Origin of the sequence: Kocuria arenosa (genome assembly GCF_042879215.1) — a bacterium.
Taxonomy (GTDB): domain Bacteria; phylum Actinomycetota; class Actinomycetes; order Actinomycetales; family Micrococcaceae; genus Kocuria; species Kocuria arenosa.
This window is the reverse complement of sequence record NZ_JBHZTA010000009.1, coordinates 135579-150656: the sequence shown is the minus strand read 5'-3', so window position 1 is coordinate 150656 and position 15078 is coordinate 135579. Positions and strand designations below refer to the sequence as shown.

The 15078-nt window shown below is 69.8% G+C and carries 18 protein-coding genes and 1 pseudogene; 10 read left to right on the top strand and 9 right to left on the bottom strand.

Annotated elements, in window-relative coordinates; translation table 11 throughout:
• On the bottom strand, positions 1–170 hold a 170-nt coding region (locus tag ACFYE3_RS15445), incomplete at its 3' end, for an SRPBCC family protein (protein ID WP_387610576.1).
• A gap of 251 nt (positions 171–421) precedes the next feature.
• Here ACFYE3_RS15445 and ACFYE3_RS15440 point away from each other — a divergent pair.
• Positions 422–670, top strand: a complete 249-nt coding sequence (locus ACFYE3_RS15440) for a WGxxGxxG family protein (protein WP_387610568.1) — start codon at positions 422–424, stop codon at positions 668–670.
• A 196-nt stretch (positions 671–866) separates the two neighbouring features.
• Here ACFYE3_RS15440 and ACFYE3_RS15435 read toward each other — a convergent pair whose 3' ends face one another.
• Positions 867–1349: an AI-2E family transporter gene (locus ACFYE3_RS15435; protein WP_387610567.1), complete on the bottom strand. Its 483-nt coding sequence runs from the start codon at positions 1347–1349 to the stop codon at positions 867–869.
• A gap of 113 nt (positions 1350–1462) precedes the next feature.
• A pseudogene (locus ACFYE3_RS15430) lies at positions 1463–2155 on the bottom strand (AI-2E family transporter); the annotation flags it as partial.
• Positions 2156–2559: 404 nt separating this feature from the next.
• Between ACFYE3_RS15430 and ACFYE3_RS15425 the strand changes: the two are divergent.
• Positions 2560–3738, top strand: coding sequence for a helix-turn-helix domain-containing protein (locus ACFYE3_RS15425; protein WP_387610565.1), 1179 nt, complete (start codon positions 2560–2562; stop codon positions 3736–3738).
• 387 nt (positions 3739–4125) lie between these two features.
• On the opposite strand, the gene ACFYE3_RS15420 is transcribed toward ACFYE3_RS15425, so the two are convergent.
• Positions 4126–4605, bottom strand: a complete 480-nt coding sequence (locus ACFYE3_RS15420) for a DinB family protein (protein ID WP_387610564.1) — start codon at positions 4603–4605, stop codon at positions 4126–4128.
• Positions 4606–4733: 128 nt separating this feature from the next.
• Complete coding sequence (locus ACFYE3_RS15415; RefSeq protein ID WP_387610562.1) at positions 4734–5108, bottom strand: ArsR/SmtB family transcription factor; 375 nt, start codon at positions 5106–5108, stop codon at positions 4734–4736.
• An 84-nt stretch (positions 5109–5192) separates the two neighbouring features.
• Here ACFYE3_RS15415 and arsB point away from each other — a divergent pair, with 84 nt between their 5' ends.
• The 7 genes from arsB (at position 5193) to ACFYE3_RS15380 (ending at position 11564) form a co-directional block, all read left to right on the top strand.
• The gene (arsB, locus tag ACFYE3_RS15410; RefSeq protein WP_387610560.1) at positions 5193–6287 is read left to right on the top strand and encodes an ACR3 family arsenite efflux transporter; all 1095 of its coding nucleotides are present in this window, start codon (positions 5193–5195) and stop codon (positions 6285–6287) included.
• 25 nt (positions 6288–6312) lie between these two features.
• Positions 6313–6750 (top strand): arsenate-mycothiol transferase ArsC, encoded by a 438-nt coding sequence (locus ACFYE3_RS15405; RefSeq protein WP_387610559.1) that lies wholly within the window; start codon positions 6313–6315, stop codon positions 6748–6750.
• A gap of 62 nt (positions 6751–6812) precedes the next feature.
• Positions 6813–7292, top strand: a complete 480-nt coding sequence (locus ACFYE3_RS15400; RefSeq protein ID WP_387610557.1) for an arsenate reductase ArsC — start codon at positions 6813–6815, stop codon at positions 7290–7292.
• Positions 7289–8302 carry a thioredoxin-disulfide reductase gene (gene trxB, locus ACFYE3_RS15395; RefSeq protein ID WP_387610555.1) on the top strand — a complete coding sequence of 338 codons (1014 nt, stop codon included), beginning with the start codon at positions 7289–7291 and terminating at the stop codon, positions 8300–8302. Before ACFYE3_RS15400 ends, trxB begins: the two co-directional genes overlap by 4 nt.
• Positions 8295–9737 carry an FAD-dependent oxidoreductase gene (locus ACFYE3_RS15390; protein WP_387610554.1) on the top strand — a complete coding sequence of 481 codons (1443 nt, stop codon included), beginning with the start codon at positions 8295–8297 and terminating at the stop codon, positions 9735–9737. The genes trxB and ACFYE3_RS15390 overlap by 8 nt, the downstream gene beginning before the upstream one ends.
• 28 nt (positions 9738–9765) lie before the next feature.
• Positions 9766–10401, top strand: coding sequence for an arsenate reductase ArsC (locus ACFYE3_RS15385; protein WP_387610553.1), 636 nt, complete (start codon positions 9766–9768; stop codon positions 10399–10401).
• Between the two features lie 83 nt (positions 10402–10484).
• Positions 10485–11564 (top strand): ArsO family NAD(P)H-dependent flavin-containing monooxygenase, encoded by a 1080-nt coding sequence (locus tag ACFYE3_RS15380; RefSeq protein ID WP_387610551.1) that lies wholly within the window; start codon positions 10485–10487, stop codon positions 11562–11564.
• A 34-nt stretch (positions 11565–11598) separates the two neighbouring features.
• Here ACFYE3_RS15380 and ACFYE3_RS15375 read toward each other — a convergent pair whose 3' ends face one another.
• Together ACFYE3_RS15375 and ACFYE3_RS15370 are read right to left on the bottom strand one after the other, a co-directional pair.
• The gene (locus ACFYE3_RS15375) at positions 11599–12132 is read right to left on the bottom strand and encodes a GNAT family N-acetyltransferase (protein ID WP_387610575.1); all 534 of its coding nucleotides are present in this window, start codon (positions 12130–12132) and stop codon (positions 11599–11601) included.
• A gap of 50 nt (positions 12133–12182) precedes the next feature.
• Positions 12183–12551, bottom strand: coding sequence for a metalloregulator ArsR/SmtB family transcription factor (locus tag ACFYE3_RS15370; RefSeq protein WP_387610549.1), 369 nt, complete (start codon positions 12549–12551; stop codon positions 12183–12185).
• A 99-nt stretch (positions 12552–12650) separates the two neighbouring features.
• Here ACFYE3_RS15370 and ACFYE3_RS15365 point away from each other — a divergent pair, with 99 nt between their 5' ends.
• A complete protein-coding gene (locus tag ACFYE3_RS15365) occupies positions 12651–13151 on the top strand; it encodes an ArsI/CadI family heavy metal resistance metalloenzyme (RefSeq protein ID WP_387610547.1) in 501 nt (166 codons plus the stop codon).
• A gap of 300 nt (positions 13152–13451) precedes the next feature.
• On the opposite strand, the gene ACFYE3_RS15360 is transcribed toward ACFYE3_RS15365, so the two are convergent.
• Positions 13452–14387 carry an ADP-ribosylglycohydrolase family protein gene (locus ACFYE3_RS15360; RefSeq protein ID WP_387610546.1) on the bottom strand — a complete coding sequence of 312 codons (936 nt, stop codon included), beginning with the start codon at positions 14385–14387 and terminating at the stop codon, positions 13452–13454.
• 48 nt (positions 14388–14435) lie between these two features.
• Entirely contained in the window at positions 14436–14849 is a 414-nt protein-coding gene (locus tag ACFYE3_RS15355; protein ID WP_387806144.1) for a MerR family transcriptional regulator, read from the bottom strand.
• Positions 14850–15078: the final 229 nt, after the last annotated feature.

Genomic DNA, 15078 nt, shown 5'->3' with positions numbered 1-15078 from the left:
CGGCGCACACCACCGAGCTCGGCGACCCACTCGAGGCGGTCGTCGCCGAGCTGGGTCACGCTCTTCACGCCATTCATGAAATGGGGGAAGTCCTCGAACTGGGTCCACTGGTTGTACACCGTGCTCAGCGGCACCTCGACCACGACAGTCTTCTCGACCTTGGTGCTCATGGCATCTCCTTCGATCCGTTCCGACGATCAGGACTGGCGACAACTCGCCCATTCGCCAGGGTACTGACGCTACCGTCCGCCTGTCCCGGATGGCCATGCTCACGCCATGAGGGTGAAGCTGCCCTGCGTCGTCCTCCGCCGGGCCGGTCGAGGCCTCTGACCTGCAGGAGTCGCCGGAGAACTGTGTTGGAAGTAGGGTGACGATCAGACCTTCAGACGAGGGTCCTTCCCCGCACCGAAGGAGAGCGAAGATGCGCAAGACCGCAGCCACTGCCGCCCTTTCCCTGGCCGCATTGACCGGCGTGGCAGCCCCTGCCGCTGCCGCGGAAGTGGCCGTTCCCGCCACCACGACCCAGCAGAGCGAAGACGACAACGGCGAGATGGGCCTGTGGGGCCTGGCCGGCCTGCTGGGCCTGGCCGGTCTGGCCGGACTGAAGAGGAACAAGAAAGATCACACCGATCGCGGCTACAACACCGGTGTGGATGGCCCCGGCCGCTGAATTCTCGGTGGTGCAGACCTGAGAATCCGCACGCTTGAAGCACAAGGGCCCGCTTGTTCACGAGCGGGCCCTTGTGCTGTCCCCGGTTGACCAGGATCGGGCCGGTTTCGGCCGTTGATCTCCTCGCCGTCCCAGTATCAGATCGTTCATTGGTGAGGGATGGCCTGAGGTCGCCGCCCTGCTGCCCGCCCTGAGGTCATTGCTGCTGTCGCTGGGCCTGGGCGTGTAGTCGTTCCTTGGCCCGGGTCCGGCGGAAACGCTCCAGTTGCGCCATGACCTGCTCGCGGGTAAACCGGTCGTGACGGGCGTGCTTTTTGATCTCCCACGGGTAGTAATAGGGCTCCCAGGCGATCTCGTCGTCGGTGCGCCAGTGCCCGCCCGCCAGGTAGCGCACCACCGTGTTGAGGAAAGCCAGGACCGGGACCGCGAACAGGGCCCCGGAGATGCCGTAGAGGATGGCCCCACAGGCCACGGCCAGGAACACTGCCAACGGGTGCAGGGACACTGCCTTGCCCATCAGCAGCGGCTGCAAGACGTTGCCCTCGATCTGCTGCACCAGCAGCACCACCGCCAGCATGAGCAGCGCATTGGTGAATCCGTTGGCCACCAGCGCCACCAGCACCGCAACAGCCCCGGTGGCCACCGCTCCCACGATGGGAATGAAGGAGCCCAGGAACACCAGGATGCCGATGGGCAGCGCCAGAGGCACCCCCGCAGAGCTGCCCCGCCCCCGATGCCCACGGCGTCGACGAAGGCCACGAACCCCTGCATCCGGGCGTACTGCACCAGTGATCCCCACCCGTGCCGGCCCGCTCCGTTGATCGGCCGACGGACGTGGGACGGGAACAACCTGACCACGAACAGCCAGATCCGCTCTCCGTCCATCAGGAAGAACAACAGGGTGAACACCATGATCACCACACCGGTCAGCACGTTGCCGGCCGTGGCGCCGAAGGACACCGCCCCGTCCAGGATGGCCTGGCTGTTGTCCTGGACGGTGGTGCCGAAGTCGTTGATCCAGTCGTCGACGGTGCTCGCGCTCAGGTGCAGCGGTCCGTCCTCGAGCCAGTCGAGCAGCTGCTGGGTGCCTGCCACCACGCTGCCGGACAGTTGGGCGAAGCCCAGCACGATCTGCCGGCCGGCGATCACGAGCAGACCCACCACCACAGCGATCAGCCCCAGCACCACCAGTCCCGCCGCCATCCCGGCCGGCACGTGCTGGGCCCGCAGCCTCTTCACCAGCGGGAAGAGCAGCCCGGCCAGCAACCCGGCGATGAGCACCGGGATGATGACCACCGTGATCCGGGCGAGCAGATAGCCGGCCAGACCCACCGCCGCGAGGATGATGATCAGCCGCCACGACCACGCCGCGGCGACCCGCACCGGCACCGTGACACCTCCGGCGGCGTCGCCGTGGACCGGCGGCAGCTTGTTGCTGCGCCCAGGAGCCAGCGGACGCTGGGCGCCGTGCGATGTCGAGGGCATGGTCACATACTGGCACGCCCACCGACCACCACGGTGCGGGTCGAATCCGCCCCCCTCGGCCCTGACCGTGATCGGCTGGGCGACCGGCGACCGGCCACCGGCACCGGGTCGGCAGATCATCCCGCCGCTCCTGTGTGCGTGCCACGTGGAGATCGGACCTTACAGTGTTGCCTTGGACCCTGGCCCGTGTGGTGGTGCCGGCGGTGCAATAGAAGCAGGACCGATCTGCTGATGCTCAAGCAACCGGTCGCCGGGTGCTCGGCTCACCCTGCACAGGACAGCAGATGCGATCGGGCCAGATCGCCAACCATCGGCGTTCTACCTGACGCGTTGAGTGCTGCTCGTCTTCTGCGGGCCCGAGAGACGGTGGCGAGACCAGGAAATGGGGGTGCGCGGTGGTTGATGTGGATCGTGATCTGCCGTGGACGGCGCTGCCGCCGGCGCTCACGCCGCTGCTGACGGGGCATGTGCCCGCCTTCACGGAGGAGTTGCTGTCGGGGGTGCACCGGGACGTCCTGGTCTACGCCACCTCCTTGGACGGTCCGTTGCGGGGCGAGATCCAGCGGGGGGTCGAATCCGCCCTGACCCGTTTCCTGGACCTGGCCGGAACCGCCCAACCGGCTCTGCGCGATGAGGACCGGCTCGTCTATGAGTTGCTCGGCCGGGCCGAGGTCCATCAGGGCCGGCTCATGGACGCCCTGTTCGGCGCCTACCGCTCCGGGGCCCGCACCACCTTGCGGTCGATGTCGAAAGTGGCCATGGAAGCCGGGGCCGAGGCCTCGGTGCTGATCGTTTTGGCGGAGTCGGTGTTCGCCTACATCGAGGAGCTCTCCGCCGCCAGTGCCCAGGGCTACGCCGCCGAGCAGTCCGAGCGGGCCGGTGAGCAGGACCGGCTGCTGGACACGGTGGCGGAGATGCTCATCCGCGGCCACGCCGAGGAGGACGCCGTGCGGGCGGCCGTGCTCGCGGCCGGCTGGGCCCTGCCCGAGCGGGTGGTAGTGGTGACCCTGCCCGCCGACCAGCGCACGGGGCTGCGATCCCGCCTGGGCGCCCGCGCCCTGTTCACCTCCCGCCCCGGCGACGTCGTGGCGGTCGTGCCCGAGCCCTCCTCACCGACAGCGCGCCAGGAGCTGGGGCGTGCCCTCGCCGGTCGCAACGCGGTGGTGGGTCCGGGGCGCCCCTGGCAAGCAGCACCTGACTCCCTGCGCCTGGCTGTGATGGCCCGGGACCTGCTGCAGCACAACCCCGAGGAGGAAGGACCGGTGTGGGTCACGGAGCACCTCGCCCAGCTGCTGCTGCTCAGTGACCGCGCCATGGTCGAGGACCTCACTACCCTGCGGCTGGCCCCGCTGGAGCAGTTGCGCCCCGCTCAGCGGGAGCGGCTGGGGGCGACCTTGTTGTCCTGGCTCAAGCACCACGGGCACCGCGCCGCGATGGCCGCCGAGCTGGCCGTCCACGAGCAGACGGTCGGCTACCGGGTCAACCAGCTGCGCGAGGTCTTCGGGGAAGCACTCAACGACCCGCAGGCCCGGTTCGAGCTCGAGCTCGTCCTGCGCGCCCGACCCCATCAAAATCCCTCCTGAGCAACGATCACTGCGGTGCCGGGTCTGCCGGCCGTGGCACCCGGGTGCCGATGGTGGCCGCACCCACCGGTCCGGCCAAGCACACACCTGGTGAGGTCACAGAATCGGACAGTTCAGTCGGCTTGTTGGAAGAAGCCCTACTGCAGCGCGATCCGTATCGCACACGGTCGATTTGGCTTCAGGACTGGCACCATCTCGATGACCTCGCCTGGCGGGCTAGCCTCTAACCGGCCATATGTAAAGCGGAGGGGAGGAGTTCGCGTTCACCCCTTACCCATGGCCCCATCAGCATCAGCTTGGTTAATCCTGAAGTGACGATCCCGCCCCGAACCCAGGACGCCGAACTAGCCATCTCGACCGCGATCCCGAGCTCGCGAGAGGGGCTCTTCAAAATGGCCGGCTGAGGGTCAGCTGCTGTCGGTGGTGGTCGTAGTGCTGAGTGCCGTAGTGGTAGATCTCGGCCAGACTCATCCACTCCCGGAAGTACGGGTCCCAGGTCACGGGCATGTGCATCCCTCGGACCAGTGCGGCCGCGGGCTCGGCCTCCAGCTGAGCCTGCAGGGCGTCGAGGGTGCGGTCGAACCACCGGATGAGACGCGGGCCGCGGATCATCCGGGCCGCCCCGCGGTCGCTCTGGTAGTTGACGATGTGGAAGGGCCGGGTGCCGGCCTCCAGCACCTGGGCGAAGGTGCGGCTGACCGGTTCGGGAAGACGACCCATCAGACGCACCAGCGGGATCAGGCGCCGGACGACCAGGTAGCCGAAGAACATGTGGAACAGCAGTTGCCCGTTGGTCCACCGGGTGCCGGACGAGGGTCGGTGCAGGTCCGCTGGAGTCGCTGCGGCCACGAGGGCATGGAAATCCACCCGAACACGCTCAAGCTCGTCGCGAATCTCCTGGGGGGTGGGTGCGGTGCCGCTCATCGTGATCCTCCCCTCGTGCGGTGTGCTGGATGGGAGAGGGGCCGTTGCTCGGGGGACTTTGCGCCGGGGCGTCAGCGCAGGTCCAGGAACGCCCGCAGTTCGGCGAAGGCCTCGGGCACCACGGAGTAGTGCGCCCACTTGCCGCGCTGCTCGCGGGTGAGCAGACCGGCGTCGACGAGCTTCTTCATGTGGTGGCTGACCGTGGGCTGGCTGATGTCCACCACCGCGGTCAGATCGCACACGCAGACCGCACCGCAGCCCTGGGCCGCCACATGGGAGAGCAGGCGCAGCCGGGTCGGGTCGGACAGGGCCTTGAGTCGCCCGGCGATCCGCTGCGCGTCGTCCACGCCCATGGGCCCGCCCGCCAGCGTGCAGCACTGCGCGTCCGGCACGCCCTGGACGCACTCATCCGCGGTGGTGGCCTGGCGGTCCGGTGCGAGAGTCATCACCCCATCCTACATTGACCAATGTCGATGTGACCCCTAGTGTTTCCGATAGATAGTCGTCAATACGAAGGGCTGCCCCTGATCATGAGCAACACCACCACCGCCCCCGCCCCCCACCAGGGGGTGATGAAGGACCTGTCCTTCCTCGACCGCTGGCTGCCCGCCTGGATCATCGCCGCCATGGTCGCCGGCCTTCTGCTGGGCCGGTTCGTGCCCGGGCTGGACACCGCCCTGGAGGCCGTGCGGATCGGGGAGGTGTCCCTGCCGATCGCGATCGGGCTGCTGGTGATGATGTACCCGGTGCTGGCGAAGGTCCGCTACGACGAGACCCACCGTGTGGCCGGTGATCGGCGACTGTTGGGCGCCTCCCTAGTGCTGAACTGGGTCGTCGGGCCCGCCCTGATGTTCGCCCTGGCCTGGATTTTCCTGCCCGACCTGCCCGAGTACCGCACCGGGCTCATCATCGTGGGACTGGCCCGGTGCATCGCCATGGTGCTGATCTGGAACGACCTCGCCTGCGGGGACCGGGAGGCCGCGGCCGTGCTCGTGGCGATCAACTCGGTCTTCCAGGTCTTCGCCTTCGGCGCCCTGGGCTGGTTCTACCTCCAGGTCCTGCCCTCCTGGCTCGGGCTGCCGACGACGTCGGCGGAGTTCTCGGTGTGGTCCATCGTGATCTCGGTGCTGGTGTTCCTGGGGATCCCGCTGGTGGCCGGGTTCCTCACCCGCACTCTGGGTGAGAAGGCCAAGGGCCGCGAGTGGTACGAGGGCACGTTCCTGCCGAAGCTCGGTCCCTGGGCCCTGTACGGGCTGCTGTTCACCATCGTGCTGCTCTTCGCCCTACAGGGCGACGCCATCACCTCCAACCCGTGGGACGTGGTGCGCATTGCCTGGCCCCTGCTGGTCTACTTCTTCCTCATGTTCGGCATCGGGCTGCTCGCCTCCCGTGCCCTGGGGCTGAACTACGCGAAGTCCACCACGGTGGCCTTCACCGCCGCCGGCAACAATTTCGAGCTCGCCATCGCCGTGGCCATCGGCACCTTCGGGGTCACCTCCGGACAGGCCCTGGCCGGGGTGGTCGGCCCGCTCATCGAGGTCCCCGTCCTGGTGGCGCTGGTCTACGTGTCCTTGTGGGCCGGGCGGAAGCTCTTCCCCGGTGATGCCACCGTCCCCACCCGCTGACCCCATGACGTCCGAGGAGTACCCGATGAGCACCGAGACCACCAAACCCTCCGTCCTGTTCGTCTGCGCCAAGAACGGCGGCAAGTCCCAGATGGCCGCCGCCCTCATGGAAGAGCGCGCCGCAGGTGCCGTGGAGGTCCACTCCGCCGGCACCAAACCCGGCAACAAGATCAATGCGCTGTCCGCCGAGGTCGTCGCCGAGGTCGGCGCCGACATGTCCTCCGGAACACCGAAGCCCATCGATCCCGAGCTGCTGCGATCCGTGGACCGGGTCGTGGTGCTGGGCGATGAGGCGCGCGTCGAGCCCGTCGAGGGCATGACCGGCACCATCGAGACCTGGCACACCGACGAGCCCTCCACCCGCGGGATCGAGGGTGCCGAGCGGATGCGCCTGGTCCGCGACGACATCGACACCCGGGTGCAGCAGCTGCTCACCGAGCTCACCGACGGCAACCCCGCCTGAGTCTCCTGTCCCCTGCCCCTCCCCTTCCCCCTCTCTTCGTTGCGACAGAACGGATGATCCCCATGACTGCTGAGCCCACTTCCGCGACCCCCGCCGAGACCACGGACAAGCCCTCCGTCCTGTTCGTGTGCGTGCACAACGCCGGGCGTTCCCAGATGGCCGCCGCCTACCTCACCCACCTCTCCGGCGGGCGCATCGAGGTGCGTTCGGCCGGCTCCGCCCCGGCCGATGCGGTGAACCCGGCCGCCGTGGAGGCCATGGCCGAGGAGGGCATCGACATGAGCGCCCAGACCCCCAAGGTCCTCACCGACGAGGCGGTGCAGGACTCCGACGTGGTGATCACCATGGGCTGCGGGGACGCCTGCCCGTTCTACCCGGGCAAACGCTACGAGGACTGGGCGCTGGAGGACCCGGCCGGCAAGGGCGTGGAGTCCGTCCGGCCCATCCGCGACGACATCAAGGCCCGGATCCAGGCACTGATCTCCGAGCTGCTGCCCGCCGACGACACCACCGCCACCACGTCAGGGCGGCCACGGTCATGACCACGAACACCACCACCGGCCCCGCCACCGTTGCTGCGACGGACCAGCTGATCATCCTCGGCTCCGGCCCGGCCGGGTACACCGCCGCGATCTACGCCGCCCGGGCCGGGTTGGCCCCGCGGGTGATCGCCGGGTCCGTCACCCACGGGGGTGCGCTGATGAACACCACCGAGGTGGAGAACTTCCCCGGCTTCCCCGGCGGGATCCAGGGCCCAGAACTCATGGCGGGCCTGAGCGAGCAGGCCGAACGCTTCGGAGCACTCATCGACTACGACGACGCCGCCACCGTGCAACTCAAGGGTCACCTCAAAGAGGTCACCACCCTAGAGGGCAAGACGTACCGGGCCCCGGCGGTGATCGTGGCCACCGGCTCCGCCTACAAGGAACTCGGCCTGGACGAGGAGAAGCGCCTGTCCGGGCACGGGGTGTCCTGGTGCGCGACCTGCGACGGGTTCTTCTTCCGGGACCAGCACATCGTCGTGGTCGGCGGCGGAGACTCGGCCATGGAGGAAGCCCTGTTCCTCACCCGCTTCGCCGCCACGGTGACCGTGGTCGTGCGCCGCGACGCCCTGCGCGCCTCGCGGATCATGGCGCAACGGGCCAAAGACAACGAGAAGATCCACTTCGCCTACCACAGCGCGGTCACCGCCATCCACGCCACCGACAAGGTCACCGGGGTGACCCTGAGCGACACCACCACCGGGGCCACCCGGGAACTGGCCGCCACCGGGGTGTTCGTGGCCATCGGCCACACCCCGCGCACCGACCTGGTGGCGGGTCAGCTGGAGCTGGACGAGGAGGGCTACATCACGGTGGACTCGCCCACCACCGTCACCAATCTGCCCGGGGTCTTCGCCTGCGGGGACGCGGTGGATCACCGCTACCGCCAGGCCATCACCGCCGCCGGCACCGGGTGCGCCGCCGCCCTGGACGCCGAACGCTACCTGGCCGCCCTGGAAGATGCCGAGTCCATCGCCACCGCCCTTGTCGAGGAGACCACCCATGCCTGAGACCACCACCACCGCCGACACTGCTGTTCTGCCGGTGATCGTGATCGGGGCCGGGCCGGTGGGTCTGGCCGCCGCCGCGCACCTGCTCGAGCGCGGCCTCACCCCGCTGGTCCTGGAAGCCGGCGAGTCGATCGGCGCCGCCATCCGGGAGTGGGGCCACACCCGCCTGTTCTCTCCGTGGCGCTACAACACCGACGCCGCCGCCGCCCGGCTGCTGGAGACCCAGGGGTGGACCGAACCCGACCCCGAGGTCCTGCCCACCGGGGCGGAGCTGGTGGAGCAGTACCTGCAGCCCCTCGCAACCGCCCTGTCAGGACGGGTCCGCACCGGTGCCCGTGTGGTGGCCGTGAGCCGGGCGGGGATGGACAAGACCCGCACCGGCAACCGGGAGTCCACCCCCTTCCTGGTGCGTGCCCAGCACCCCGACGGGACGTGCGAGGACATCCGGGCGTCGGCGGTGATCGATGCCTTCGGGACCTGGGCCACGCCCAACCCGCTGGGTCAGGCCGGGCTGCTGGCCCCGGGTGAGGCCGAGGCCGTGACTGCCGGGCGGATCACCGCCCCGCTGCCCGATGTCACCGGCCGCGACCGGGCTCGTTTCGCCGGCCGCCACGTGCTGGTGGTCGGGGCCGGGCATTCTGCGGCCAACACCCTGCTCGAGCTCGGTGCCCTGGCCGAGACCGAGCCGGGCACCCGGATTTCCTGGGCCGTGCGCTCCGCTGATGTCACCGGCGTCTACGGCGGGGAGGACCGCGACGAACTGGCCGCCCGGGGCGCGCTGGGCACCCGGCTGCGCCATCTTGTGGAATCCGGGGTGATCGAGGTGCACACCTCCTTCATTATCACCGGCTTCACCTCGACCGCTGAGGGGTTGACCGTCCGGGCCACCACCCCCACCGGGGACGAAGAACTCAGCGTGGATCTGCTGGTGCCGGCCACCGGCTTCCGCCCCGACCTCGCGATGCTCACCGAGCTGCGCCTGGAGCTGGATCCGGCCGTGGACGCCGCGCGCCGGCTGGGCCCGTTGATCGACCCGGAGTTCCACTCCTGCGGCTCCGTCACCCCGCACGGGGAGAAGCTGCTGGCCCACCCGGAAGCCGGCTTCTACATCGTGGGCATGAAGTCCTACGGGCGCGCCCCGACCTTCCTGATGGCCACCGGCTACGAGCAGGTCCGCTCCATCGCCGCCGCCCTGGCCGGAGACCGCGCCGCGGCCGACGACGTGCGCCTGGCGCTGCCGGAGACCGGGGTGTGCTCCACCGACCTGGGAGGGTCCTGCGACCTGCCCGCCCCGAGGCCTGCAGACAACAGCACCGAGCATCAGAGCTGCTGCGCCCCGGCCGTGGCTGAGGATCCGGCCGATGCCTGCTGCTCGGCCCCGCAGCCGGTCACCATCGGGGCCGCCCCGGTCTCCGTCCGCTCGTCCTGCTGCTGACCATCACTTCACGACACCAGGAGTCGCCATGACCGAGTCCACCTCCACCTCCGAACTCGACACCCACGTCCTGCAGCGCACCGCCGCCCACTTGGCCGAACGCTACGCGGGGATCTTCTCCCCGGAGACGGTCGAGCGCTACGTCTTCGAGTCCTACACCACGCTCTCGCGCACCGCGCGCATCCGCACCTACCTGGCAACCACCGCCGGGCACTTCGCCGATGACCGGCTCCGGGCCCTGGCCCAGTCCCAGGGCAAGATCGACAAGCCGGTGGCACAGGTGCTGTTCGTGTGCGTGCACAACATCGGCCGCTCCCAGATCGCCGCGGCCCTGCTGTCCCACCACGCCGGAGACGGCGTGGAGGTCCGCTCCGCCGGGTCCCTGCCGGGGGCCGAGGTGCACCCGCTGGTGGTCGAAGCCCTGGCCGAGCGGGGGATCGACCTGTCCGGGGCCTTCCCCAAGCCGCTGACCGACGACGTGGTGCGCGCCGCGGACTACGTCATCACGATGGGCTGCGGGGACGCCTGCCCGGTGTATCCAGGTAAGCGCTACCTGGACTGGGGCATCGCCGACCCCTCCGAGGAAAACCTGGAAGGGGTGCGGGTCATCGTCGAGGCCATCGACGCCCGGGTCCAGGCCCTGTGGGATCAGATCCGCAACTGACCACACCCTCAAGTCCGGCCCCGCCCCGCACGGGGCGGGGCCGGACCCAGGTGGAGAGCGAAACCAATGGGAGGCTGAGCATCATGGGACACCAGGTGGACGTGGCGATCATCGGCGCCGGCCAAGCCGGTTTGGCCGTGGGCTGGTATCTGCGCCGCCGCACGGACCTGTCCTTCGTGATCCTCGATGACCAGCACACCCCCGGTGGCGCCTGGCGGCACACTTGGGACTCCCTACGGCTGTTCTCCCCTTCCTCTTTCTCTTCCCTGCCCGGCCGGCTCATGCCGCCCACCGGGGCGCAGAACCCGGACGCGGCCCATATCATCGACTACCTCACCGACTACGAGACCCGCTACGACCTGCCCGTCCGCCGGCCGGTGCACGTGACCGCCGTGCACCGAGACGGGGAGGGCTTCCGCCTGGAAACCACCGCCGGCACCTGGTCCGCCCGGGCGGTGGTCAGTGCGACCGGGACCTGGTCCCAGCCCTTCTGGCCCACCGTCCCCGGCCAACGAACATTCACCGGGACCCAGGTGCACAGCGCCCACTACGGTGGCCCGGCACCGTATGCGGGAAAGCGAGTGGTAGTGGTGGGCGGGGCGAACTCCGCCGCCCAGATCGCCGCCGACCTCACCGAAACCAGCCAGGTCACCTGGTGCCTGAACGGGGCCCCGCAGTACCTACCCGATGAGGTCGACGGCCAGGAGCTCTTCCGCGTGGCCACCGAGCGATCCCAGGCCCTGGCCGCCGGGCAGCCGGACCCCGGCGGGGTCGCCGCCCTGGGCAACATCGTCGTCGTACCCCCGGTCCAGCGCGCCCGCGACGCCGGACTGCTGCGGCCCACCCCGATGTTCGACCGCTTCACCCCCACCGGGATCGCCTGGGCCGACGGGCGGGAGCAGGAGGTGGATGCGGTGATCTGGTGCACCGGCTTCCGCCCCTCCCTACGCCACCTGCGGCCCCTGCAGGTACGGGAAGCCGATGGCACGATCCGCACCGACGGGACCGCCTCGATGCAGGTTCCGGGGCTGTACCTAGTGGGCTACGGAGACTGGACCGGGCCCGGCTCGGCCACCCTCATCGGAGTCGGCCCCACCGCCAAGGCCACCGCCGCCGCCCTGAAACGGCAGCTGAGAACCCCGACGCCGGTGCCCGCCCACTGACCCCCGGCATGCCCATCAAGCGACGGGGGCAGTTTCAGGTGCCGACAGTGTCGCTGCGCCGCTCAAGCAGGACCACATCGCGCCACCGCCCCGCCTGGGGTCCGTGGCTCATGCGTCCCAGCCGCCGGCGCACCCCCACCGGCTCGAAACCGAGCTTCTGATGCAGGGCCAGGCTGGCGGTGTTCTCCGGGCAGATCTTCGCCTCGATCGTCCACACCCCCGCGGCCTCCGCCGCGGCGATCAGGCTCTCCAGCAGGAGCCGCCCCACCCCGCGCCCAGCCGCCTCCGGATGGACGTAAACGGACTCCTCCACCACCCCGGCGTAGACCTGGCGGGCCGAGACCGGGGAGGCTGCGACCCAACCCAGCACAGCACCATGCTCATCCACGGCCACCTGGCGCAGGTGCGCCGGCCGGCCCGCCGCGAAGGTCTCCCAACTCGGTGGCCGGGACTCGAACGTGGCCTGGCCGGTGGCGATCCCGGCGGCGTAGATTCCCTGGACGCCCGGCCAGTGGGACTCCTCCAGCCCGACCACGGCGACCGACCCCGCGGCGCCGCCCGGCAGCATGTGTTCGCCCACCGGCATCGCCACCCCGTCCAGGGGCGCGGGGGTGCTCCTCATGCGGTGGCGGCCTCGGGGGCGAACAGGGTCACCAGAGCCTCCAGCGCCTCCGGACGGGTGCGGTAGTACACCCACACCCCGCGCTTGTCCCGCTCCAGCAACCCCGCCTCGTGCAGCACCTTGAGATGGTGGCTGATCGTGGGCTGAGACAGCTCGAACCCCGGCAGCAGATCGCACACGCACGCCTCCCCACCCGGGTGGGAGAGCACCATCGACAGCAGCTGCAGCCGCACCGGATCAGCCAAAGCCTTCAGCAACGGAGCGATCCGCTCCGCCCGCTCCCGCCCCAACGGCTCCCGCGACAGCGGAGCGCAGCAGGCCACGGCGGTCGGTGCCACCGAGGAATCGTCACCAGAAATAGACATAAATCTATATTGACCGCCGCCGATGTCGATGGCAACGTTAAGACATCGACGGTGATCTATATCCGATGATCGGCCGTCTGTTCAGGAAAGGAAACAGCCATGTCCAGAGTCCAGCTCGCCCTGCGCGTTGCCGACCTCGAGGCCTCCATCACGTTCTACTCCACGCTGTTCAACACCACCCCGGCCAAGCGCCGACCCGGCTACGCCAACTTCGCCATCACCGAGCCCCCGCTCAAGCTCGTCCTGCTCGAGGGCGAGCCCGGGGAGGAAACGCGGATGGACCATCTCGGGGTGGAGGTCGAGTCCACCGAGGTCGTCAACGCCGCCGCCCACCGCCTGGCCGACGCGGGGCTGGCCACCCGACCCGAGGAGGAGACCACCTGCTGCTACGCCGTCCAGGACAAGGTCTGGGTCACCGGCCCTGGCCAGGAGCCGTGGGAGGTCTACACCGTCAAGGCCGACGCCCGACCGGATCTGGAAGGCCAGACCGATCCTGAGCAGTCCGCGGTGGCCGGCGACGGCACCTGCTGCACCACTGACGACCGGTCCGCCCCGGCGGACGCCGGCGAGCAGACCACCAAGCAGCCCAGCTGCTGCTGACATACCCCTGAGGTCGAGCCGCCGTCGCGCGAGGGCGGCTCGGCCCCGATGGCCTGACGAACCGGCTACCGGCAGCCGTGTCGGCCAATGGACCGTCATTTCCAGGCAATGTCACCGGTAGCCGGCCCACGTGTGATGCAGGGAGCAAAGCCCGCGGTGACTTACTGAAGGCGGCTCGATCGGCATTGTCCGGGCGATCCCGGATGTAGCGCCTCCGGGCCGGGCTGCAGCGTGCGCGTGGAAGGGTTTCGGGCACAACACCGGATTGTTGCCGCGTAGCAAAGGCCCCGGTCCGGGGAGTTAGGTGTCGATCGACGCGGACACCAGGCGTGCGGCCGTGGCCGTAATCTGGTGGGCGGCTTCCAGGCGGGTGGTCCAGGCGGCCGGCAGCCTGGTGTGGCCGTGCCGGGCGCCGATCAGCGCCCCGGTCATCGCCGCGATGGTGTCGGTGTCCCCGCCGCAGCTGACCGCGAAGCGGAAGGCCGCCTCGGGGGATTCCGCCCGGGCCAGGAAGACGTACACGGCCAGCGGCACCGATCCCAGGGCGCTGACGTCGTGGCCCAGGAGGGCGGCCGCTTCCTCCGGACCGGCCTGCCGGGCGAGCAGGGCACGAATCTCCAGCAGCTTCTCGTGCCAGGCCCGCGACGGCACCACGGGGTGGAGCTGGTCCAGGAAGGCCGCAGCGTCCAGAGCGACGGAGAGGTCGCTGTGCAGGGCCAGGTGGGCGGCGGCGGCCTGCAGGGCCGCCCCGTGCAGGCCGTGCTCGTGGGCGTGGGTGATCTCCGCGCTCCGGCGCCCCAGATGGGCCGCTTCCAACACGGTCCTGCTCACGGCCGCGACCGGGGCGGCCCGCATGGCCGCCCCGTTGCCCCAGGACCCGGTGGGGAACACCGACACCGCCGCCTGACGCCAGGCGGTCCCGCCGAGGACGGCGGCCAGCACCTGGGCGGCCCCGGGCCCGTAGCCGCGCAACGGTTCATGGTGCCAGGCCACGGCGAAGTCCGAGGCCAGCACCGCCTGGTTGATGCCTCCCTGGTGGCTGAGGTGCTCGGCCAGCACCAGGGTCATCACGGTGTCATCGGTGTGGTGCAGCGCCTGGGAGGAGAACGCCCACCGGGTCAACGCCGTGGCCGGTACCACCTCCCGCCCCTCGAACGGGGCACCGAGCCCGTCACCGACCGCGGTACCGGTCAGCATCCCGTGGACGCGGTCATGGAATGTCGGCGAGGGAACCATCACTGCCTCCTCGGGGATCAGTGCCGACCTGGCGGCGCCCGGTAGCAATCACGCCACCTCGGTCGCCCGGGCCTGTCCTTGCCGCAGGGCCTCGATGAGCCGATCGGCGCAACGCAGTCCTTCGGCCAGTCTCCCCCGTTGCTGATCGGCCTCAAAGGTGTGCGCCGACAGATCCCGCAACAACGCTGTGCGCCCGGTCCGGGTCAGCGGGGCTTCCAGCTCGGTGAGGGTGTGCAGCACCTCGGTGACCCGCTCCAGGGACCAGCCCAGGGCCTTCATCCCCTGGATGCTCTGCAACCGTTGGTAGTCGTCCTCGGTGTAGAGCCGGCACCCGCCCTCGGAGCACCCAGAGGGCGGCAGCAGCCCGATGGTGTCGTAGTGGCGCAGGGTCCGCAAGGACACCCCGGCCCGCACGGCCAGCTCCCCGATCTTCAGCATGGTGGCGCACGACCTTCTGCCCATGTGAGGCACCTCCTACCGCCGACCCCACAACCCTACCATCACGTTAGGGTAGAGTTGAGGGGTCGGGGCGGCCGGCCGGCCATCGCACCCCGGTCCCGCCCCTTGCCCGGCGCGACGGCGCGCCCTCTTCTTCTTGCCTCACACAGACCTCACCGTGGGCGCCCGTACGCCCGGAACCGCAGCATCGGAGCCTTTCTATGCCAGACACCCACGACGAACGCCCACCGCG